This is a genomic window from Paraburkholderia bryophila (genome assembly GCF_013409255.1).
GTDB lineage: Bacteria > Pseudomonadota > Gammaproteobacteria > Burkholderiales > Burkholderiaceae > Paraburkholderia.
The window spans coordinates 237,250-256,610 of sequence record NZ_JACCAS010000001.1 but is presented as its reverse complement, the minus strand read 5'-3'; the positions used below and the strand labels follow the sequence as shown (position 1 = coordinate 256,610).

At 64.7% G+C, this 19,361-nt stretch carries 20 protein-coding genes; 2 read left to right on the top strand and 18 right to left on the bottom strand.

The genetic code is table 11. The features are described 5' to 3' along the window. The first annotated feature begins 32 nt into the window (after positions 1-32). Positions 33-920: a LysR family transcriptional regulator gene (locus GGD40_RS01095; RefSeq protein WP_179742532.1), complete on the top strand. Its 888-nt coding sequence runs from the start codon at positions 33-35 to the stop codon at positions 918-920. Positions 921-946: 26 nt separating this feature from the next. On the opposite strand, the gene hypB is transcribed toward GGD40_RS01095, so the two are convergent. The 18 genes from hypB to GGD40_RS01010 all read right to left on the bottom strand — a co-directional run bounded on the left by hypB (position 947) and on the right by GGD40_RS01010 (position 17,796). After that, positions 947-1,879: a hydrogenase nickel incorporation protein HypB gene (gene hypB / locus GGD40_RS01090; RefSeq protein ID WP_179742531.1), complete on the bottom strand. Its 933-nt coding sequence runs from the start codon at positions 1,877-1,879 to the stop codon at positions 947-949. Continuing rightward, positions 1,879-2,208 carry a hydrogenase maturation nickel metallochaperone HypA gene (gene hypA, locus GGD40_RS01085; protein ID WP_179704139.1) on the bottom strand — a complete coding sequence of 110 codons (330 nt, stop codon included), beginning with the start codon at positions 2,206-2,208 and terminating at the stop codon, positions 1,879-1,881. The genes hypB and hypA overlap by 1 nt, the downstream gene beginning before the upstream one ends. A gap of 20 nt (positions 2,209-2,228) precedes the next feature. Then, the gene (gene hypE / locus GGD40_RS01080; protein WP_179742530.1) at positions 2,229-3,332 is read right to left on the bottom strand and encodes a hydrogenase expression/formation protein HypE; all 1,104 of its coding nucleotides are present in this window, start codon (positions 3,330-3,332) and stop codon (positions 2,229-2,231) included. A gap of 8 nt (positions 3,333-3,340) precedes the next feature. After that, positions 3,341-4,639 carry a hydrogenase formation protein HypD gene (hypD, locus tag GGD40_RS01075; protein ID WP_179742529.1) on the bottom strand — a complete coding sequence of 433 codons (1,299 nt, stop codon included), beginning with the start codon at positions 4,637-4,639 and terminating at the stop codon, positions 3,341-3,343. Further along, entirely contained in the window at positions 4,636-4,923 is a 288-nt protein-coding gene (locus GGD40_RS01070) for a HypC/HybG/HupF family hydrogenase formation chaperone (protein WP_179704135.1), read from the bottom strand. The genes hypD and GGD40_RS01070 overlap by 4 nt, the downstream gene beginning before the upstream one ends. A gap of 46 nt (positions 4,924-4,969) precedes the next feature. Next, positions 4,970-7,375 carry a carbamoyltransferase HypF gene (gene hypF, locus GGD40_RS01065; protein ID WP_179742528.1) on the bottom strand — a complete coding sequence of 802 codons (2,406 nt, stop codon included), beginning with the start codon at positions 7,373-7,375 and terminating at the stop codon, positions 4,970-4,972. Positions 7,376-7,399: 24 nt separating this feature from the next. Next, entirely contained in the window at positions 7,400-7,501 is a 102-nt protein-coding gene (locus GGD40_RS37300; protein WP_373565243.1) for a DUF6893 family small protein, read from the bottom strand. 48 nt (positions 7,502-7,549) lie between these two features. Beyond that, positions 7,550-8,098, bottom strand: a complete 549-nt coding sequence (locus tag GGD40_RS01060) for a hydrogenase maturation protease (protein ID WP_179742527.1) — start codon at positions 8,096-8,098, stop codon at positions 7,550-7,552. Then, positions 8,095-9,555, bottom strand: coding sequence for a hypothetical protein (locus GGD40_RS01055; protein ID WP_179742526.1), 1,461 nt, complete (start codon positions 9,553-9,555; stop codon positions 8,095-8,097). The genes GGD40_RS01060 and GGD40_RS01055 overlap by 4 nt, the downstream gene beginning before the upstream one ends. Next, positions 9,552-10,223, bottom strand: a complete 672-nt coding sequence (locus GGD40_RS01050; protein ID WP_179742525.1) for a DUF6084 family protein — start codon at positions 10,221-10,223, stop codon at positions 9,552-9,554. Before GGD40_RS01050 ends, GGD40_RS01055 begins: the two co-directional genes overlap by 4 nt. Then, positions 10,216-10,857, bottom strand: a complete 642-nt coding sequence (locus GGD40_RS01045; RefSeq protein WP_179704111.1) for a DUF5947 family protein — start codon at positions 10,855-10,857, stop codon at positions 10,216-10,218. The genes GGD40_RS01050 and GGD40_RS01045 overlap by 8 nt, the downstream gene beginning before the upstream one ends. Continuing rightward, positions 10,854-11,477, bottom strand: coding sequence for a NifU family protein (locus tag GGD40_RS37295; protein WP_179742524.1), 624 nt, complete (start codon positions 11,475-11,477; stop codon positions 10,854-10,856). Before GGD40_RS37295 ends, GGD40_RS01045 begins: the two co-directional genes overlap by 4 nt. Continuing rightward, on the bottom strand, positions 11,474-13,288 hold the full coding sequence (locus tag GGD40_RS01035; RefSeq protein ID WP_179742523.1) for a nickel-dependent hydrogenase large subunit: 1,815 nt from the start codon (positions 13,286-13,288) through the stop codon (positions 11,474-11,476). The genes GGD40_RS37295 and GGD40_RS01035 overlap by 4 nt, the downstream gene beginning before the upstream one ends. Before the next feature lie 66 nt (positions 13,289-13,354). Beyond that, positions 13,355-14,413 (bottom strand): hydrogenase expression protein HypE, encoded by a 1,059-nt coding sequence (locus GGD40_RS01030; RefSeq protein WP_179704107.1) that lies wholly within the window; start codon positions 14,411-14,413, stop codon positions 13,355-13,357. Between the two features lie 277 nt (positions 14,414-14,690). Continuing rightward, on the bottom strand, positions 14,691-15,746 hold the full coding sequence (locus GGD40_RS01025) for a HoxN/HupN/NixA family nickel/cobalt transporter (protein ID WP_179704106.1): 1,056 nt from the start codon (positions 15,744-15,746) through the stop codon (positions 14,691-14,693). Between the two features lie 159 nt (positions 15,747-15,905). Continuing rightward, the gene (locus GGD40_RS01020; RefSeq protein ID WP_179742522.1) at positions 15,906-16,286 is read right to left on the bottom strand and encodes a copper resistance CopC family protein; all 381 of its coding nucleotides are present in this window, start codon (positions 16,284-16,286) and stop codon (positions 15,906-15,908) included. Between the two features lie 42 nt (positions 16,287-16,328). Then, complete coding sequence (locus GGD40_RS01015) at positions 16,329-17,225, bottom strand: hypothetical protein (RefSeq protein ID WP_179742521.1); 897 nt, start codon at positions 17,223-17,225, stop codon at positions 16,329-16,331. 106 nt (positions 17,226-17,331) lie between these two features. Continuing rightward, entirely contained in the window at positions 17,332-17,796 is a 465-nt protein-coding gene (locus GGD40_RS01010; protein WP_218900764.1) for a DUF2946 domain-containing protein, read from the bottom strand. Positions 17,797-18,002: 206 nt separating this feature from the next. Here GGD40_RS01010 and GGD40_RS01005 point away from each other — a divergent pair, with 206 nt between their 5' ends. Continuing rightward, positions 18,003-19,355 carry a TAXI family TRAP transporter solute-binding subunit gene (locus GGD40_RS01005; protein ID WP_179742520.1) on the top strand — a complete coding sequence of 451 codons (1,353 nt, stop codon included), beginning with the start codon at positions 18,003-18,005 and terminating at the stop codon, positions 19,353-19,355. Positions 19,356-19,361: the final 6 nt, after the last annotated feature.

The following is a 19,361-nucleotide window of genomic DNA, read 5'->3' as shown; positions in this document are numbered from 1 at the left end:
TCGATCAGCGCTCCTCTCCCTCAGGGATCTGCATGGAACTTCGTCAACTGCGTTACTTCATCGCGGTCGCGGAAGAAATGAACATCACGCGGGCGGCGAATCGTCTGCATATGACGCAGCCGCCGCTGAGCCGCCAGATCCAGCAGATCGAGGAAAGCGTCGGGTTGCCGCTGTTCGAACGCGGCGCGCGGCCGTTGCGGCTCACCGAAGCCGGGCGGATTTTCTACGCGCAGGCCAAGCGCCTGATCGACGACGCCGATGAACTCGCGCCGCTCACCCGGCGTCTCGCGCAACTGGCCGAACGTATCGTGATCGGCTTCGTGCCGTCGACGCTATATGGCGCGTTGCCCGCCGTGATCCGCGCGTTTCGCGAGGCCGCGCCGCAGATCGAGTTGTCGCTGATCGAAATGTTCACGATCGAACAGCTCGGCGCGCTCAAGGGTGGCCGCATCGACGTGGGCTTCGGCCGCCTGCGTTTCGATGACGCGCAACTGGCGCGCGAGGTGCTCGTCGAAGAACGGATGATCGCCGCGCTGCCGCAAGGCCATCCGCTCGCCAGACAGAAGAAAGCGGTGACGCTGGCCGCGCTCGCGGCGGAAACCTTGATCGTCTATCCGAGCACGCCGCGGCCGAGCTACGCAGACCAGCAACTGTCCGCCCTGCACGATCACGCGCTGGAGCCGAAAGCGATTCATGAAGTGCGGGAACTGCAGACCGCGCTGGGTCTGGTGGCCGCGCAAGTGGGCGTGTGCCTCGTGCCGGAAAGCGTGGAAGGCTTGCGCGCGCATGGCGTGGTGTACCGGCCGATTCCGGCGGCCAACGTGGTCTCGCCGATCATCATGAGCCGCCGCCTGCAGGACGAATCGCCGGCGACCACGCTGCTGTGCTCGCTCGCGCGCGATCTGTTCAAAAAGAGCTGACCCCAAAGACCCGACGCGGCGCGTTTTCAGCGCGCGGCGGAACGCGGCGCGGCGTCCGCCGTCAGCGCGCGCAACCAGCCGTACCATCCGTCCATGCCCTCGCCCGTCTGCGCCGAAACCTGAAGAATCTGCATGCGGGGATTGACGCGGCGGGCGTAGTCGACGCAGCGCTCGACATCGAACTGCAGGTGCGGTAACAGATCGATCTTGTTCAACAGCAGTAACGAACAGGCCTGGAACATGTGCGGATATTTGAGCGGCTTGTCCTCGCCTTCCGTCACCGACAGAATCAGCACCTTGGCCGCTTCGCCGAGATCGAACAACGCCGGGCACACCAGATTGCCGACGTTCTCGATCATCACGACCGAATGCAACGGCGGATCGAGTTGCGTCAGCGCCCGCGCTGCCATGGCGGCGTCCAGATGGCATCCCGTACCCGTGTTGATCTGCACCACACGGGCGCCGGTCGCGCGAATCCGTTCGGCGTCGTTGAGCGTGGCCTGATCGCCTTCGATAACCGACATGGGCAACGTTTCGCCCAGGTCGCGGATCGTCCGTTCGAGCAGCGTGGTTTTGCCCGAACCCGGCGAGCTCATCAGGTTGAGCGCCACGATCGAACGGCCCGCCAGCCAGCCGCGATTGCGTTCGGCCAGTAGCTGGTTTTTCGCCAGAATGTCCTGCTCCAAGGTGATCGTCGCGCCGTGTTCGTCGTGGCGATGCGGCGGATGCTCATGGTCGTGCGGATGCTCATGGTCGTGCTCGTGCGGATGCGTATGGTCGTGCTCGTGTGGATGCGTGTGCGGATGCGTGTGCGGATGCGGATGCGCAGGCCCATGCGCAGGCCGATCCACCCGCCGATAAACCGTCTCAACCGCACCCGCCGCCGGCTTCGTCTGCGCATCCAGATCGGTCACCGCCGCCGCACTCCCCGTCTCCGAGCACCCGCATGTCGTACACATCACACTACCTCCATCTGCCGGATTTTCAACTGCTGCCCGGCAATCAACTCGAGATCCTCGCTACCGCACGCGCACTGTCCGAACGGCACCTCGACGTCGAGCGTCGCGCCGCACGCGAGGCACCTCGCCTGCCCCGGAATTTCGACGATCTCCAGCGTGGCGCCTTCGACCGCAGTATCTTTCGCGCACACGTCGAAACAGAAACGGATCGCCTCCGGCATCACCGCCGAGAGTTGCCCGATCTCCAGCGTGACCCGTCTGACGCGCGCGCCGTGCGCCTGCTCCGCGCAAATCTCGACCACGCTGCTGGCGATACTCAACTCGTGCATGTGACGCTCCCGGCGTTTCGTCAGCAGATGCGCGGTAATTGCTCGCCCACCAGCATATCGACGATACGTTGCCCGCCGAACGTCGTCTGCATGACCACGAGGCCTTCTTCCGCGCCTTCGTCGCACGCTTCGACCGTGCCGATCACCGCCGCCTCGCGGCCGGCCGGATGCGCCCGCATCGCGGTCAGCACCTGCTGCGCGGCATCCGCGGGGACCACGGCGACCAGCTTGCCTTCGTTAGCCAGATAGAGCGGGTCCAGACCGAGAATTTCGCACGCGCCCTGCACCGGCTCGCGCAGCGGCAACGCGGTTTCGTCCAGCCGTATCCTCACCCGTGAACTCTGCGCGAACTCGTTCAATACGGTCGCGACACCGCCGCGCGTCGCATCGCGCAGACAGTGGATTCGCGGGCACACGTCGAGCATCGCCGCGATCAATCCGTTGAGGGGACAACAATCGCTTTTAATGTCGGCGTCGAGCGCAAGCTGCTGGCGCGCCACCAGAATCGCGGCGCCGTGATCGCCGAGAAAGCCGTTGACGATCACTACGTCGCCGGGCCGCGCATTGCGCGCCGAAATCGATACGTCGCGACGCACCACCCCAATCCCCGCCGTGTTGACGAACAGCTTGTCGGCGCAACCCCGCTCCACCACTTTGGTGTCTCCCGTGACGATCGCGACGCCGGCTTCGAGCGCGATCCGCTGCATACTCGCCGCGACGCGCCGTAGGACGTCGACGGCGAGCCCTTCTTCGATCACCACCGCGCACGACAGATACAGCGGCGTGGCCCCGCAGACCGCCAGATCGTTGACCGTGCCCGATACCGCGAGCGTGCCGATGTCGCCGCCGGGAAAGAACAGCGGGTCGACGACGTAGCTGTCGGTCGTAAACGCGAGGCGGTCGCCGCGTGCGGCAAGATCGGCCAGCGCGAACACCGCCTGATCTTCGAGCGCGGCCAGCGTCGGATTGTCGAAGGCCGACACGAACACGTCTTCGATCAGATCGCGCATGGCACGTCCACCGCTGCCATGCGCGAGATTGACGGCGACGTCGTTCACGCGGCGCGGTGGACGCACGCGCCGCGGCTCGCCCGGTTCGATGGAAACAGCCACGCGGTCGTTCATGCAGCGCCTCACGCGGTTGAAGCGGCCAGCGTGCCGGCCGTCAGGACAGGCTCTACGATCGCGCTAACGGTGCCGCTCGCGACCCCAGCGTCGACGCATTCCGCAATGCTCGCAGCGCTCGCGCCGAGGCATCCCGCAGTCACGGCCCCGGCTTCCGTCGCCTGCCGCGCACGACGCCGTTCCTCGATCGCCGACACATCGATGCGCCCGTAGTTGTAGTACGCCGCGCAAGCGCCTTCGCTCGACACCATCAGCGCCCCGAGCGGCGACTCCGGCGTGCACGCGGTGCCGAACACCTTGCATTGATGCGGCCGGATCAAGCCCTTCAGCACCTCGCCGCATTGACACGCCTTCGGATCGGCCACGCTCAGATTCGGCATCGCGAACTTGCGCTCCGCGTCGAAGCCCGCGAACGCTTCGCGCACCCTGACACCGGAACGATCGATCGACCCGAGCCCACGCCACTCGAAGAACTCGCGCGTCTCGAACACCTGGTTCACCGCCGACAACGCCTGCGCATTGCCGTCCTCCGGCACGATCCGGCCGTATTGGTTCTCGACCTCGCAGCGGCCTTCGGCGATCTGCCGGATCACCATCCACATGGATTGCAGGACGTCGAGCGGTTCGAAGCCGGCCACCGTAATCGGCTTGCGATACTCGCGAGCAATGAAATCGTAGGGCCGCGTGCCGATCACCATACTCACGTGCCCCGGCCCGAGGAAACCATCGAGTTGCAAATCCGGCGCATCGAGAATCGCCTTGATGGTCGGAATGATCGTGATGTGATTGCAGAACAGCGAGAAATTCGTGATCTTGCGCGCGTGCGCCTGCAACACCGTCATCGCGGTGCTCGGCATGGTCGTCTCGAAGCCGAGACCGAAGAAGATCACCTCGCGGTCCGGATTGAGCTGCGCGATTTTCAGTGCATCCAGCGGCGAATAGACCATCCGCACATCGGCGCCGTCGGCCTTCGCTTTGAGCAGGCTCTTCTTCGAACCGGGCACGCGCATCGCGTCGCCGAAGGTCGTGAAAATCACTTCGGGCCGCTCGGCCAGTGCCACGCAGTCATCGACGCGACCGATCGGCAGCACGCACACCGGGCAACCCGGGCCATGCACGAACTCCACCGTATCGGGCAGCAGTTGCTGGATACCATAGCGAAAAATCGTATGCGTATGGCCGCCGCACACTTCCATGATCTGCAACGGCCGCTGCTTCACGCGCTCGATGCGCGACACCAGCGCGCGGATCTCTCTTGCCAGCGTCCGGGCTTTATCCGGATCGCGAAACTCATCGACGTATTTCATGGCGTGCGACTCCCTTCGGTGCGCATCTCGTCCATCTCGCCTTGCGCGACGCCCAGCTCGTGCAGTAACGCGAGCGTGCTGGCCGCTTCCTGCTCGTCGAGCCGGCTCATCGCGAAGCCCACATGCACCAGTACCCACTCGCCGACACAGGCACTGGCGGGCCGGTCGTCGTCGATCACGAAGGCGATGTTGATCACGCGCCGCACGCCGCCCACATTCACGAGCGCAAGGTCGTTCGCCGCGTCCGTCACTTCGACGATCTGTCCTGGGATTCCCAAGCACATGTCCTTCTCCCCTTAGCCCGCGCTGGCGGGAAACCGCAAGCGCGATTCAACGCCCTCGCGCCGCCGCCACGACCGCCTGGCCGAGCGATAAGCCACCGTCGTTGGCCGGCACCTGCCGATGCGTCAGCACCCGAAACCCGGCCGCGTCGAGGCGCGTCACGACCTGCTCGAACAGAACGCGATTCTGGAACACCCCGCCCGACAGCGCGACGCTGCGGGTGTCCGCCGGACCGCTCAGCAGATCGGCCAGACCTTCCACCATCCGTTCGATCGCGATCGCGAGACCCTTGTGAACACGTGCGGCGATCAACGGCACCGGCACGCCGCGCAGCAGATCGTCGAGCAGCGCTTCCCACATCGGACGCGGCTCGATGCAGCGCAAGCCGTCTGGCGCGGTGCTGACGATTTCGAACGGGTACGCATGGGCGTCGCTGTCGTCGCGCAGCGCACGCGGATCGACCAGCGCCTCCAGTTCGATCGCGGCCTGTCCTTCGTAAAGCACGCGCTCGCGACAGATGCCCACGGTAGCCGCCACGGCATCGAACAGGCGCCCCACGGAACTCGATAGCGGGCTGTTCACGCGCTGCGCGATCATCGTATCGAGCGCGGCGCGTGGACGATGGCTCAGGAACCTCACGATATCGAGGCCGCCGTATTGCCGTGTCAGACCTTGCCAGTCGAAGGCCGCGCGCAACTGCGCGTACGCGTTGCGCCACGGCTCGTCGATCGCGCGCGTGCCGCCCGGCATCGCCACCGGTTTGAAGCGGCCGAGGCGCGTGTAGCCGCGGTAATCGGCCAGCATGAATTCGCCGCCCCACAGCGTGCCGTCGTCGCCGTAACCGAGACCGTCGAGCGCGACGCCGAGCATTGGCAGCGCGTCGAACGGCACGCCGTTTTCGGCCATGCAGGCCGCCAGATGCGCGTGATGATGCTGCACCTCGACCGCCGGAACCTGCAGGGCTTGCGCGAGTTCCTGGCCGATCTTGCGCGACAGGTACTCGGGGTGAGAGTCGAGCGCGATCACTTCCGGTTCATGGTCGAACAGCCGCAGATACTGGGCGATCGCGCGCCGATAGTCCGCATACGTCAACGCGTCGGCCAGATCGCCGAGATGATGCGAGACGATCGCCTGCGTGTCGCGCGCCAGGCAGAAGGTGTTCTTCAGTTCACCGCCCATCGCCAGCACGGCGGGGGTGTCGGCGAAACCTTCGGGCAACAGCAGCGGCGCGGGCGCGTAGCCGCGCGCGCGGCGCAGCATGCGCGGCGTACCCTGCACCACCCGCGTGACCGAATCGTCGACCCGCCTGGCAATATCGCGATCGTGCATCAGAAAGACATCGGCGATACGGCCGAGACGCGCGCGGGCATCGGCGTTGTCGATACAGGGCGGCTCGTCGCTGGTGTTGCCGCTCGTCACCACGAGCGCGCCCTCGAGCGATTCCATCAGCAAACGGTGCAGCGGCGTGGACGGCAGCATGAAACCGAGCGTGCCGACACCCGGCGCGACGCTCGCCGCGACGCATTCCGGACCATTGGCGCGCAGGATCACGATCGGGCCGCCGGCATTCGCCAACAGCTCGCGTTCGGTCTGATTGGGGGTGCAATAGCGGCGCACGGCTTGCAGGTCGCGCGCCATCAGCGCGAAAGGTTTGCGCTCGCGGCGTTTCAGGCGCCGCAAACGTGCGACGGCGACTTCGTCGGCGGCGTCGCAGGCCAGTTGAAAACCGCCCAGCCCTTTGATCGCGACGATCGAGCCGTGCCGCAGCAGCAGACTGGCCGCACGACACGGATCCTCGCCTTCGACGCGGCGGCCGCCGTCGCGCGTTTCCAGCCAGACGCGCGGACCGCACGCCGGGCACGCCACCGGCTGCGCGTGAAAGCGCCGGTCGGCGGGATCGTCGTATTCGGCGCGGCACGCGTCGCACATCGCGAACGCGGCCATCGTGGTATTGGCGCGATCGTACGGAATGGCCTGCACGATCGACAGGCGCGGCCCGCAATGCGTGCAGTTGGTGAACGGATAACGGTAGCGGCGGTTGGCCGGGTCGGCGATATCCGCCGCGCAGTCGGCGCAGACCACCGCGTCCGGCGTCACACCGGTGTGAACCGGGCCGCCTTCGCTCGGCACGATCCGGAAGTCGCTCGCCTCGGCCGCCTCGTTCAGTTGATGCCGCTCGATCGCGTCGATACGCGCGAGCGGCGGGCACTCGGTGCTCAGACTTTCGATGAATCGCTGCAGCGTCCACGCGTCGCCCCACGCATGAATCAGCACGCCGTCACTGTCGTTGCGCACGTCGCCGACCACGCCGCAAGCGTGCGCGATCCGCCACACGGTGGGCCGGAAGCCGACGCCCTGCACCAGCCCGCGCACGCGGATTTCTTCTCCCGGCGGCCCGCCCAACGGCGGAAGCTGGGTTGAACTGGGTCCAGCAGGCTGTGCATGTGTGCTCATCGCCAACTCCCCGGCAGCTATCGTCTACATGTTGCGGATGCGGATATAGCGCTTGATGTCCTTCATATTCGCCAGCACGCCGACCAGCAACGCCGGCAACAACAGGTATTTCAGCAAGCCTTTCATGACGTCCCCCACTCCGGTTACTTCACCGCCTGTTCATTGGCGTATTCATCAGCTCACCAGCGCTGCGTTTCGCTCCAATCTCGCCATCACGAGCCGCACCACGGCTTCCGCTGCAGGCTCGACCGCTTGCGCTACCGCGTCGCTCAAACTCATGCGCCCCTGCTCACCGTTTTCGCAGCCGAAATCCTGCGGCTCGCAACCAAGCACGACGATGTCCTCGCAGCCGCCGCCCAGCATCCGCACCGTTTGCAGCACCTTGACCGGGTCCATCTCATGCGGCGACATCAGCATAGGCACTGCATAGGGATCGCCATCGCCGCCACCGCGGTCTTCCTCGGACGGTTCGATCACGTACAGCGTGCCGGGTGCGCCGCCGCGCTGCGTCGCATCGATCAGGATCGCACTGTCCACGTCGTCGAGCAGCGCATAGCAGAGATCGATGCCGCGAATGCCGAAATCCGCGATGCTCACGCCGCGCGCGAGCGCCGGCCATTCGCCCGCGTCGAGCCGCTCCCGCAGACGCCGCACGACTTCGACGCCGAAGCCGTCGTCGCCGAGAAACACGTTGCCGATGCCGGCCACCAGAATCGCGCTCATGCGAGACCTCGCCGGCCGTTGGGGGTGGGTTTCTGCGGCTTTAGCGGCTTGAGCGGCTTCACGGTCTTCACCGGCTTCAGCGGCTCGATCTCGTCCGGCCCAAAAAAGAAACGATGGCCCGGCATGCGCTGCATGCCGAAGTCCTTGCCGGGGTCGTCGTCGATCGTGACCGCCACATGCACGTGATCGTCGAAATCGCGTTCGATCGATTCGATCGTCGCGACCATGCCGCTCAGCGCGATATCGAAGATATCGGCACGGCCACGCGGCCGCAGGCGCACCTGATCGCCGATGCGAATCTCCACGCCCGCCACCCGCACGTAGGCGAGATGCGGCCGCGCGTCGAGTTCGGCCCACGGCGAGACCGGCAGCGCGTCGGCTTGCGGTGCCGTGAAGGTCGGCATGCTCACGCTCGCAGTATCGAGCGAGCGAACCTGACGCAGCGTGCCGTGCAACTTCTGCATCTGCTCGGCGCCGAGGCTTTCGGTACGCGTCAGCAACGCGCGCGCGCGTTCGTCGGTCGCGATCATTTCGCGCTTTTCGTCATCCGTCATGGTCAGAATGCGCAGCGTGAGAATCTCGTCGATCTCGGTCGCGTCGAACAGATCGCCGGCGCTTTCCGGCGCGATCTGCGGGAAGTCGTAGAGAATGATCGGCGACGCGAGCATCGTGTCGGGCTGCTGCTCGTCGCCCACCAGCACCGGCCACACGCCGATGTTGCGGCAGGCGGCGGAGCACGCCGCCAGTTCGTCCGGCGGATCGATCGACGACAGCCACGTACCGCCGTCGACCGTGAGCACCGTGTGGCAGGACACCAGCGCGAACAGCGACGCGGCATCGCGCGTCAGGTCGCGGGCACGATCGAGCGGCGTTTCGTTGACGATACGCGTCTTCAATCGATAAACCCCGTTGGCCACGCTGGTCGCGCTCAATTCGACCCGTCCTTGCAGTGCCGCGCGAGTGCGGCGCAACGCGCCACGCAGCGTGTCGTGCCCGTCCGCAAGCGGTTCGAGGTCGCAAGCGGCGTCGAACGAAAAAGCGATCTCGGTGGGCGTTTTCAGCAGGTCGCCGAGCACCAGCACCGGCAACGCGATATGCCGCTCGGCCGCTTCCTGCCATGGCGTATAGCGGCGCTCGCCGATATCGAGCACGGGCACCGACCGCCATACGGGTTCGCCGGATTCCGGCCGCACCGCCGTGTTTTCCGCCTCCAGCACCGTCCGGTCGATGACCTGCAGAAAACCGGGGCGCACCGCCACCCGCGTGTGCTCGCCGCCGCGCAGCAGGCACTCGCTCTGCGTGACCCACGGATCGCTGCCGGACGCCTCCGCATAGGCGCGCGGATACACGCCGCCGAAGGTCCAGCGCTGCCGGTTCTTCACCGAAGTCGGCCGGTACGGATACAGCAGGTAGCCTTCGTACAGCACCGCCTGAACGACGCTCTCGACCGCGTTCACGATAGGTCCTCCTCGAGGCCGTCGAGCAGGCTCGCCACCGCCTGATCCCAACTCGTGAGACCGCGCCGGGTCTTGAAACGCGCGAGGCGGTCGAAGACCTCCCGGTGCAGAGACAACCATGCACCGTTCGGGTAGTAACGGCTCATCATGTCGCGCCACAACGCCACTGGCATACGGAACGCCGCGTCCTTGTGCCACGGAATCGGCGCGGCCTGCAATGCGCCGTCGGCTTCGCGATAGAACACGGTGCCGCTGAATTGCAGCAGCAGCGGAATCTCGCCGTCTTCCAGTCCATAAAAATATTTGCTGGCGGCGACGTTGAAGTCGTAGCTGCACGGCACGGGTAGATTGACCGTGCATTCGCCGGTGAACGGCGGCACGACCACGAACGTATGCGTCCACAGCAGCGTGCGCAAGGTTTCGCCCCACCGCGGCGGCGCACCGAACAGGTCTTCGAGTCCGTACTGCTCGGCGGGCGTGTAGCGGCGCCGGGTGGCTTCGATCTGGATCTGGCATTGCAACGTGATGCTGGCGACGGCTTCGTGCGCGGACGTTACGCTCACCGCGTGCGGTGACGTATCGACGATCCGCAGCCTGAACATCATGAGCGGCGCCGCGGCGAACGGCGCCACTTCGGCGGACTCGACCGTGAACCCGAGATCAGGCATGGAGCAAGCCCTCTGGTACGCGGCCATGGGTCTTTAGCGCGGCAAAGAAGCGATGAATCGCATCCCACGCCTGGCGGCCGCCCGACACGCCGCGCCAGCGCGCGCGAATCACGCCGGTCAGCGCGTAACACTGATCGATCGGCACGCGGTAGTACTCGCGCGCGCCTTCGCTGCGATTCACCAGCAGCGCTTCGACGTCGGGCTCCAGTTGCGCGAGCAACGGATTGTCGGCGACGAGTTCGTCCCACGCGTCGAGCCGAAGCAGCGATTGCGTGCCGCCGGCCGGTCCCGGATACAGCGCCACCACGCGTTGCGCCGAACTGTCGTGGAAGAAGAACGCAATGTCGATAGGAATGGCCAGCGCGCCCCACTGTGCGTCGCTCATGCGAAAGCCCGTGAGCCATTGCGCGTCGCGCGGTACCGGACGATAGCGCGTGTTCTGCTGATTGCCGAACAGCAGCGCGCACGCCCGGCAGCAGCAATAAAGCTGCCGTTTGGCGGTTTCGAACAGATGCGGATGATCGGCAAGCAACAACGCGCCGCATAGCTCGCACTGCACGTCGTCGGCACGGCGCACGAAACGCCGCAGGCCCGCGACCCAGCCGTGCGTTGGCGAAGCGGCGGCGGGTGTCATGGCGCGCCGGCCTCGGTCCGGCGGGTTGGCTCAGGGTGCGCGGTGCGTTCGGTCTGCTCGTTGGGCTCGCTGTGCTCGGTAGGCTTCGGCACGAAACGCAACTCATGCACGTTGACGTCCTGCAAGCCTTCGATAGCGACGCGCATGGCCTCCGGCGCCGCTTCAAACACGGCGCGCTCGATTTCCTGCTGCAATTCGCCAACCGAATTGTGCTTGCCCTGCAAACGACCCGCCACACGCACGCGCACCGCCTCTTCCGCGGCGTCCAGCAAGTCGATCTGAATGCCTTGCACACCGAGCAACGGCCGCAATTTGTCGACCGCCCGCGAGACCCGCGTCGCCATATCCCGAGGATGCAAACCATGCAGCAACAGCAACGCCGAGACCCCGGCGTCGCGCTCGAATGCTTCGACCATCGCGTCGTCCACTACGCCGGCCGCCGCGACGATCTCCATCAGCCGCGCGAGGCCGTTCGTATGCAGATCGAGCACCACCTGCAGCAATTCCTGAGCGCTCTCACGCGCCTCGCGGTCGTCGAGCGTTTCCAGCGTCGCGATCAGTTCGTCGATCCGCTGCTGCTGCGCGGCGACCGCGCGCTGATCGTCGAGCCGCGTGCTCACTTGTGCGCTCCCTGCATCACGCCGAAGGTCGGCGAATGCGACGTGTCGATCGTCTTGCCGTTGCCGACATACATGTGCACGCCGCACGGCAAGCACGGATCGAAGCTGCGCACCGCGCGCATGATGTCGATGCCCTTGAACTTGTCGGGCCCGTTCTCTTCGAAGATCGGCGTGTTCTGCACCGCGTCCTCATAGGGTCCGGGCGTGCCGTAGATATCGCGCGGATTGGCGTTCCACGGGGTAGGCGGATACGGATGGTAGTTGGCGATCTTGCCGTCGCGAATCACGAGATGATGCGAGAGCACGCCGCGCACCGCTTCATGAAAGCCGCAGCCGATACCCTCTTCCGGCACGGTGAAATCGCTGAACGTACGGGTGCGGCCCGCGTGCAATTCGGCGAGCGCCTGTTCGGCGAAGTACAACGCCGCAGCCGCCGCGTATGCCTGAAAATAGGTGCGCGCGCGATCGCGTTCGAGCGCATTGCTCCACTTCGGAATCTTCCATTCGAATTCGACTTCCGGCTTCAGCGCGGTTTTCGGCAAATAGATCTTCACGCTACGCCCCGTCGCCTTGATATAGCCGATATCGACGAGCCCGGCCAACGCCGTTGCCCATAGGCGCGCGATCGGACCGCCGCCGGTGTCGAGCGCGAGGTGGTCGCCGGTGCGCTTGTCGAGCCAGCGCGGCGACATCACCCATGTGTAGTTGCCGTCGAATTTTCGTTTCTGCGGATGCGGCAACGTGGTCTGATTCCACGGATGCTTGCGGTCCACCGGATTGCCGAGCGGATCGTTCTTGACGAAGGTCTCTTCGTGATCCCAGTCGTCGTAGTACGAGCTGCCGAGCAGAATGCGAATGTTCAGGTTGATGTCCACCAGATCCGTGGTCACCAGTTCGCCGTCCACCACCACGCCCGGCGTCACGAACATGCCGCGGCCCCATTGCGTCATGGTGTTGTAGTTGTAGTCGCACACGTTCGGGTCCTGGAACGAACCCCAGCAGCCGAGCAGAACGCGGCGCCGGCCCACTTCCTCGTAACCCGGCAGCGCTTCGTAGAAGAAGTCGAACAGATCGTCGTGCAGCGGCACGACCTTCTTCATGAACTCCACATACTTCATCAACCGCGTGATGTAGTCGGTGAAGAGCTGAATGGTCGGCACCGTGCCCACGCCGCCCGGATACAAGGTCGACGGATGAACGTGGCGCCCTTCCATCAGGCAGAACATTTCGCGGGTATAGCGGCTCACCATCAGCGTTTCGCGGTAGAACTCGCCAGTGAACGGATTGAGCGCCGTCATGATGTCGGCAATGGTTTTATAACCGTGCTTGTCCGCGTGCGGTGCGGGCGTTTTCTGCGCCTTCGCCCAGACACCCGGATTGGTCTCCTTGACCATCGTCTCGCAGAAGTCCACGCCCACCAGGTTGTCCTGGAAGATGTTGTGGTCGAACATATACTCGGCCGCTTCGCCGAGATTGACGATCCACTCGGCGATCGCGGGCGGCTTCACGCCGTAGGCCATGTTCTGCGCGTAGACCGAACAGGTTGCGTGATTGTCGCCGCAGATTCCGCAGATGCGGCTCGTAATGAAATGCGCGTCGCGCGGGTCCTTGCCCTTCATGAAAATGCTATAGCCACGAAAGATCGACGACGTGCTGTAGCACTCCGCCACGCGGCGGTTCGCAAAATCGATCTTGGTGTAAATCCCCAGACTGCCGACGATCCGTGTAATCGGATCCCAGTTCATCTCGACCAGCTTGCCCGGCGCTGCCTGGGTGCTGTGGGTCGCTTCAGGTGCGGTGCTGACGGCCATGACCTTCTCCCTGCTGACGGTGCTAACAATGCTGAAATAAGCGGTCGAATCGCGAATGCCGCCGCCTCAGCGGCGGTAACCGGTGGTAAGTTTCGCGCCGTTGTGACGCCATTTCGGCTCGTCGTTCAGTGTGTGGTTGGTCAGCTTGCGCAGGCTGCGAATCAGCGGGCCATACGTCTTGATGAGATTCGACGACAGCACCGCGCCGGGAGGCTCGTCCATGAACGGCATGAACTTGTCGGGAAAGCCCGGCATCGTGCAGCCGATGCAGATGCCGCCCACGTTCGGACAGCCGCCGATCCCCGCCATCCAGCCGCGTTTGGGCACATTGCACTGCACGACCGGCCCCCAGCAGCCGAGTTTGACGATGCAGTTCGGGCTGCCGTATTCGCTCGCGAAGATCGCCTGCTCATACGAACCGGCGCGATCGCAGCCGTCGTGGACGGTGCGGCTGAACAGCCACTTCGGGCGCAACGCGTCGTCGAGCGGAATCATCGGCGCGAGGCCCGCGAGCTGATATAGCAGGTACAGCAGCGTCTCCATGAAGTTGTCCGGCTGCACCGGACAACCCGGCACATTCACGATCGGCAGGCCCGCTTTCGACTTCCAGTCCCAGCCGAGATAATCGGCCAGACCCATGCAGCCGGTCGGATTGCCTTCCATCGCATGAATGCCGCCATAGGTCGCGCAGGTGCCCGCGCCGACCACCGCCAGCGCGCGCGGCGCGAGCCGGTCGAGCCACTGCGGAATCGTGATCGGGTCGCCCGTATCGGGGTCGGTGCCCAACGCGGCCCAATAGCCTTCGCGATTAATTCGCTCGTTCGGAATCGAGCCTTCCATCACCAGCACGAAGTTGTCCAGCTCGCCGCGCGCGGCCTGATGAAACGGCTTGAGAAACTCATCGCCGTTTTCATACGCCAGGACGGGATTGTGCAGATGAACCTTCGGCAAGCCGGGAATCGCACCGAGAATCACATCTTCGATACTCGGCTGGGTCGCCGCGGTAATCGATACCGAATCGCCGTCGCAGCCGAGGCCCGCGGTAATCCAGATGATGTGCACTTCGGTGAGAGCGGGCGCGTGCTGAGTCTTGCGCCCATAGGGGACGTTGTCTGCTTCTGCCATGATGTGTCTCCACTGCGTTCACGTTCTTTTGGGCAAACAAAGATACGTGGCGAGTGCCGCACGGCAGTCACGTGTCCAGCAATCGATCAGTCAAACTACCGCGTGGGGTGGCGGCTAAAGGATCGTTTTTGCTGCATGTTTTCGTTTGAATGGTGCTCACCGCAATGAGCCCGAAAAACCTTTTCGAGTATAGGTCAGCGCTACCAAATAACCCAGATTTCGCAATGGATTCATGAAGGTGCGTGCATCGCGCCGTGATTCGCAAATCGCGACACACTCAGGAGCGAATCTCCAGTTCCTCGAATCGCTTCCATTTGTAGAACGCCGCGGACAGCAGCCAGCTCGCCAGAAACAGCCCGATAATCGCGTAGCCGACCATGCCGAAGTTATCGTTGAGCACGCCCACCGCCAGCCAGAATCCGCCACTCAGGTGCAGCCTGTCGGCCAGCAGGCCGAGCCCTTCGATACCGCCCACCAGCAGCGCCACCGCAACCGAGATCGTCGTGATCGTGATGTTGTAGTAAAGCTTGCGGACCGGCTTCACGAAGGCCCAGCCGTAGGCGCCGAGCATCATGATGCCGTCGGTGGTGTCGACCAGCGTCATGCCCGCGGTGAACAGCACCGGGAACACGAGGATCGACCAGATCGACATGCCTTGCGCGGCGCCGGCGGCGGAAATGCCAAGCAGGCCGACTTCGGTCGCGGTGTCGAAACCCAGTCCGAACAGAAAGCCGAGCGGGTACATATGCCAGCTTCGTGTGATGAGGCGAAAGAGCGGCCGGAAGAGTCGCGCGAGAAAGCCGCGATTGGCCAGCAGCATGTCCAGATCTTCATCGACGTAGGGTTCACCGCGCTGCACGCGGCGAAACGCGCGCAGCACCGAGCGCAGCACGATCAGGTTCAGCAGCGCGATCGCGAACAGGAAAAACGTCGAGACAAGCGTGCCGATCAGCGCGCCGGTTTCCTTGAAATCGCTCATGCGGCTTTGCAAGGCCATCGCCGTCGCGGCAATGCCGAGCGTCGCCAGCACGACGATGGTGGAATGGCCGAGCGAGAACATCAGCCCGACCGTGACGGGACGCTGGCCGGACTGCATCAGCTTGCGGGTGACATTGTCGATGGCGGCGATATGGTCCGCGTCCACCGCATGCCTGAGGCCGAACGAATAGGCCAGCAGACAGGAGCCCATCAGCAGCGGATAGCCGCGAAACGCCACGAAGGCGGCGGCCCATGCCGCGAGATTGAACGCGAGAAGCGCCCCATAGAGCCACACGATCTGCCGACGCTGCCGGCCGCGTACCCCGGCACCGAGCGCCTTGATGAGCTCATTCATGGGTTCTTCTCCCTGGCGGTGAAGGACTGTTGCGTTGCACAGCCAGCCGCTTCACGCGTGCTTTCGATAATAGACCGTTTCACCCGCCCGCGATGCCCGGCGCTATCGTGCGCTGCGTCATCCATGGCGATGGATCACGCAGCGCTTTACCGCTTGCGCTTACTTCACATTGAAGCCGTAGTCGCCGTGCGTGCGATGGCCGTCGTCGGCCACCGCCACCCAGTGCACCGTGTAGCGACCCGCCGCGAGCGTCGGCAGCGGCACCGCGATCGCGGCGGCCTGCTGCGCGTCGACCGCGGACTTCTCTGTGTTGACCTGCTTACCGGCCGCGTCGGTGACTGTCAGCGAACTGAAGGCCGGTTCCAGCGGGCCATCGAAAATCACCCGCACCTGCGCGGGTGAAGCCACCGTTGCGCCCGCGCCCGGTTCCTGCTTCTGCGGAAACACATGCGCGAACGCGGCGCTTGCGAACGCGAGGCCGGCCACGAACGTGATCAGTTTCGCGGTTTTGTGCAGACTTACCAGCCGATCGTTTTTCATCGTGCTTCTCCTGCGTGACTGAAGTTATCGAAGTTGCCGACGTTACTGAAAGAGCGGTTTGCCGATCGTGGTCGGCGCAACGTCGTCGAGGAACACATGGGCCTGAACCAGAATGCCCACGTGCGATCCGCTGGCGCGATTGATCGGAATCTGCGCTTCCACGCCGAACTGACCGTAACGGTTGATCCAGATGAAGCCCGGGTTGACCGTGCCGGTGGTTTGCCCCTGGCTGCGCGACAGCGGGACTTCCACCAGCGGGATCAGGTTCGACAGCGGCTGCGGCAGACCGACGTCGTGGACGTGCTGTTGCAGGTACGGCAGGCTGTACTGGAACGTGAAGCCGTAGTTGAACGCGTTCGGTTGACCCGCGCCGGTGGTGAGCGCCGGACCCGCTTCGCCGGTGATCGCGATCGGACGCAGATACGCCAGCGCGTCGGGCAGATCGCCCATGCCCTTGCCCGCGTAGACGGTCGGCGAAATGGTCGAGAAGTTGTCGGCGACCGCGCGGCTGCCGGTGCCGCCGAGGTCGGCATCCACGCCGACCGAGGTCATGAACTCGTGCGCGTCGTTGACGTACAGCATGTACTTCAGGCCGACGCCGAAGTTGTCGAAGCCGCGCGCGGTCGGATTGTTCTGCATCACGTAACTACCGTTGACAGACACCGCGAGCCGCGGCGTGATCAGCTTGTCGTACTCGACGTTGAAGGTGTTGATGCTCTGATCGCCGTTGTCGCCGGGAACGCGTTGGTGGCCGTACTGGAAGTCGGCTTCGTCGCCGACGCCGGGATCGTCGACGGCCATCGTCGCCGGAAAGATGCGGTCGCCGGCAATGGCATGGGCGTGGGCTAGCGAAGGTATGCCGAGCAGAACGCTTGCGGCGGCCGCAATGAGCGACGCGGCGCGCAGCGGGCGGCCGTTGCGCGTGGTAGGGGTAAGCATGGTTCATCCTGTTTCATGGGTCGTGACAAGGCCGGCGCGCAGCGTCGAACCGACGTGCGGCGGCCGTCGCGCTGCGCTTCACGGCATCGCGACGTGATGACTTGAATCAGGCGTTGAACGGAGGGGCGCGGGGTTGCGCGAAAGTGAGCGGTTCGACGCGGCGAACGCTCTCGAAGCGGGTGGCGACGGTGTGCTGGCGAGCCCGCACGGCGACCGTGAAGAGCGTCTCGACGCTGGGCACGGCGGGCATGTGAGCCAGCAGGCTGCAGTAGCCGCAGGCGTCGCCGTCGGACATCGACGGGTGCTGGGGGTGTTTGCTGGTGGAGTCGGTCGGAGTGCTGGCGGCGGAGGGATCGTCTCGCAGGGAGGACATCGCATGCATTGAAGCCATCGAGTCCATCGGGCCCATCGAGTCCATGGACGCCATCGACGGCATCATGCAATGCTCGGGCATTCCGCCTGCCGCTGCGTCGCGAGCGGCGAGCGTGTGCGAGATCGTCGGCGCGAGCGTGGCCATCAGGATCGCCAACAATCCCAGCCAACTGCCGATCTTCCGATAGAAACGACTCAAGATACGCCCGGCGACACGATGAGAAGCTGTCGCGGATTATGCCATGGCCTCCACCGCCTGCCGACCGTCCCAGGCGCCGTTATGCCGAACATTCGGCCGCTCGACAGATTCTTTCGCCCACCCGGTCAATAGAGCAAACTGCCGAAGGCAAACCCCCGCCGGACAGTGGACAATGCCGTCATCCCGGCTCCCGGTACGGAGTGTTCATGAAAGCGCAGCGCCCGCCTTCCCCGTCGTTTCCCGACGATCACCCGCACGCCGAGTGGCGCGATCACACGCTGTCTTATGTGATCGTGGCCGCGCTGATCATCCTGCTGGTAACGCTGGGCGTCTGGCTGATCGATCCGGCGCCGCCGAAAACCATCACGATGAGCGCGGGCCCGCACGACAGCTCGTTCGTCGTCGCCGCGGAGCAGTACAAGAAAATCCTCGCCCGCAACGGCATCAAGCTGAACGTGCTGGAGTCGGACGGCTCGGTGCAGAACCTGCAGCGTCTGCTGGACCCGAAGCAGCATGTCGACGTCGCGCTCGTGCAAGGCGGCGTCGCCGATGGCTCCGACACCTCGTCGCTGATGTCGCTCGGCAGCGTGTTCTACATTCCCGTGGTGGTGTTCTATCGCGGCTCGGGTGTGTCCCAGCTTTCACAACTGGAAGGAAAGCGCATCGCCGTGGGCCGCGAAGGCAGCGGCACGCGCATGCTGGCGCTCAAACTGCTGGACGCGAATGGCATCGAACCCGGCGGCAGCACGGTGCTGGTGCCGAGCGACGGCATGCAAGCCGCCACCCAACTGGTGGCGGGCGAGGTCGACGCGGCGATCCTGAACGGCGACTCGGCCACTCGCGGCCTGATGCTGCGCCTGCTGAAAGTGCCCGGCGTGTCGGTGATGAATTTCGACGAAGCCAGCGCCTATACGCGGCTCTTTCCGTATCTGGACGAGATCGATCTGCCGCCCGGCGTGCTGGATCTGAAGCACCGGATTCCGCCCGAAACCGTGCATCTGATCAGCCCGACGGTGGAGCTGGTGGCGCGCACCAGCCTGCATCCGGCGATCTCCGATCTGCTGATCGAAGCCGCACAGGAAGTGCATGGCATGCCGGGGCTGTTGCAACACGCGGGAGAGTTTCCGAATCCGGTGGCGCGCGAGTATCAGATCAGCGAAGACGCGCAGCGCTACTACAGGACCGGCAAGAGCTTTCTGTACCGCACGCTGCCGTTCTGGCTGGCGAGTATCGGCGATCGCACGCTGGTGTTGCTGCTGCCGATGGCGGTGCTGCTGTTCCCCGCGATGCGGCTGATTCCGGCGCTGTACCGGTGGCGTGTGCGCTCGCGCATCTATCGCTATTACGGGTCGCTGATTGCGATTGAACGCGGCGCGCTCGCCGATTCGACCGATGAGGAACGACAACGTCTATTCGTTGAGCTGGATCAAATCGAGGCGTCGCTGAACCGGCTGCGTATGCCGCTTGCTTATGCGGATGCGTTTTATGTGCTGCGGGAGCACGTCGGCTTCGTGCGCAGCCGGCTGGCGGCTGCGGCGCGGGAACACAGCCACCCCTAGGCGGGG

Bases quoted from the DNA above. Each gene is read 5' to 3' on its own strand.
- hypF (WP_179742528.1), bottom strand. From the start codon at position 7,375: ATGAGCACACATGCACAGCCTGCTGGACCCAGTTCAACCCAGCTTCCG.
- GGD40_RS01035 (WP_179742523.1), bottom strand. From the start codon at position 13,288: ATGGCCGTCAGCACCGCACCTGAAGCGACCCACAGCACCCAGGCAGCG.
- hypE (WP_179742530.1), bottom strand. From the start codon at position 3,332: ATGAACGACCGCGTGGCTGTTTCCATCGAACCGGGCGAGCCGCGGCGC.
- GGD40_RS01045 (WP_179704111.1), bottom strand. From the start codon at position 10,857: ATGACACCCGCCGCCGCTTCGCCAACGCACGGCTGGGTCGCGGGCCTG.
- GGD40_RS01015 (WP_179742521.1), bottom strand. From the start codon at position 17,225: ATGCTTACCCCTACCACGCGCAACGGCCGCCCGCTGCGCGCCGCGTCG.
- GGD40_RS01030 (WP_179704107.1), bottom strand. From the start codon at position 14,413: ATGGCAGAAGCAGACAACGTCCCCTATGGGCGCAAGACTCAGCACGCG.
- hypA (WP_179704139.1), bottom strand. From the start codon at position 2,208: ATGCACGAGTTGAGTATCGCCAGCAGCGTGGTCGAGATTTGCGCGGAG.
- GGD40_RS01060 (WP_179742527.1), bottom strand. From the start codon at position 8,098: ATGAGCGCGATTCTGGTGGCCGGCATCGGCAACGTGTTTCTCGGCGAC.
- GGD40_RS01070 (WP_179704135.1), bottom strand. From the start codon at position 4,923: ATGTGCTTGGGAATCCCAGGACAGATCGTCGAAGTGACGGACGCGGCG.
- hypD (WP_179742529.1), bottom strand. From the start codon at position 4,639: ATGAAATACGTCGATGAGTTTCGCGATCCGGATAAAGCCCGGACGCTG.
- GGD40_RS01025 (WP_179704106.1), bottom strand. From the start codon at position 15,746: ATGAATGAGCTCATCAAGGCGCTCGGTGCCGGGGTACGCGGCCGGCAG.
- GGD40_RS01020 (WP_179742522.1), bottom strand. From the start codon at position 16,286: ATGAAAAACGATCGGCTGGTAAGTCTGCACAAAACCGCGAAACTGATC.
- GGD40_RS01005 (WP_179742520.1), top strand. From the start codon at position 18,003: ATGAAAGCGCAGCGCCCGCCTTCCCCGTCGTTTCCCGACGATCACCCG.
- hypB (WP_179742531.1), bottom strand. From the start codon at position 1,879: ATGTGTACGACATGCGGGTGCTCGGAGACGGGGAGTGCGGCGGCGGTG.
- GGD40_RS01095 (WP_179742532.1), top strand. From the start codon at position 33: ATGGAACTTCGTCAACTGCGTTACTTCATCGCGGTCGCGGAAGAAATG.
- GGD40_RS01050 (WP_179742525.1), bottom strand. From the start codon at position 10,223: ATGCCTGATCTCGGGTTCACGGTCGAGTCCGCCGAAGTGGCGCCGTTC.
- GGD40_RS37300 (WP_373565243.1), bottom strand. From the start codon at position 7,501: ATGAAAGGCTTGCTGAAATACCTGTTGTTGCCGGCGTTGCTGGTCGGC.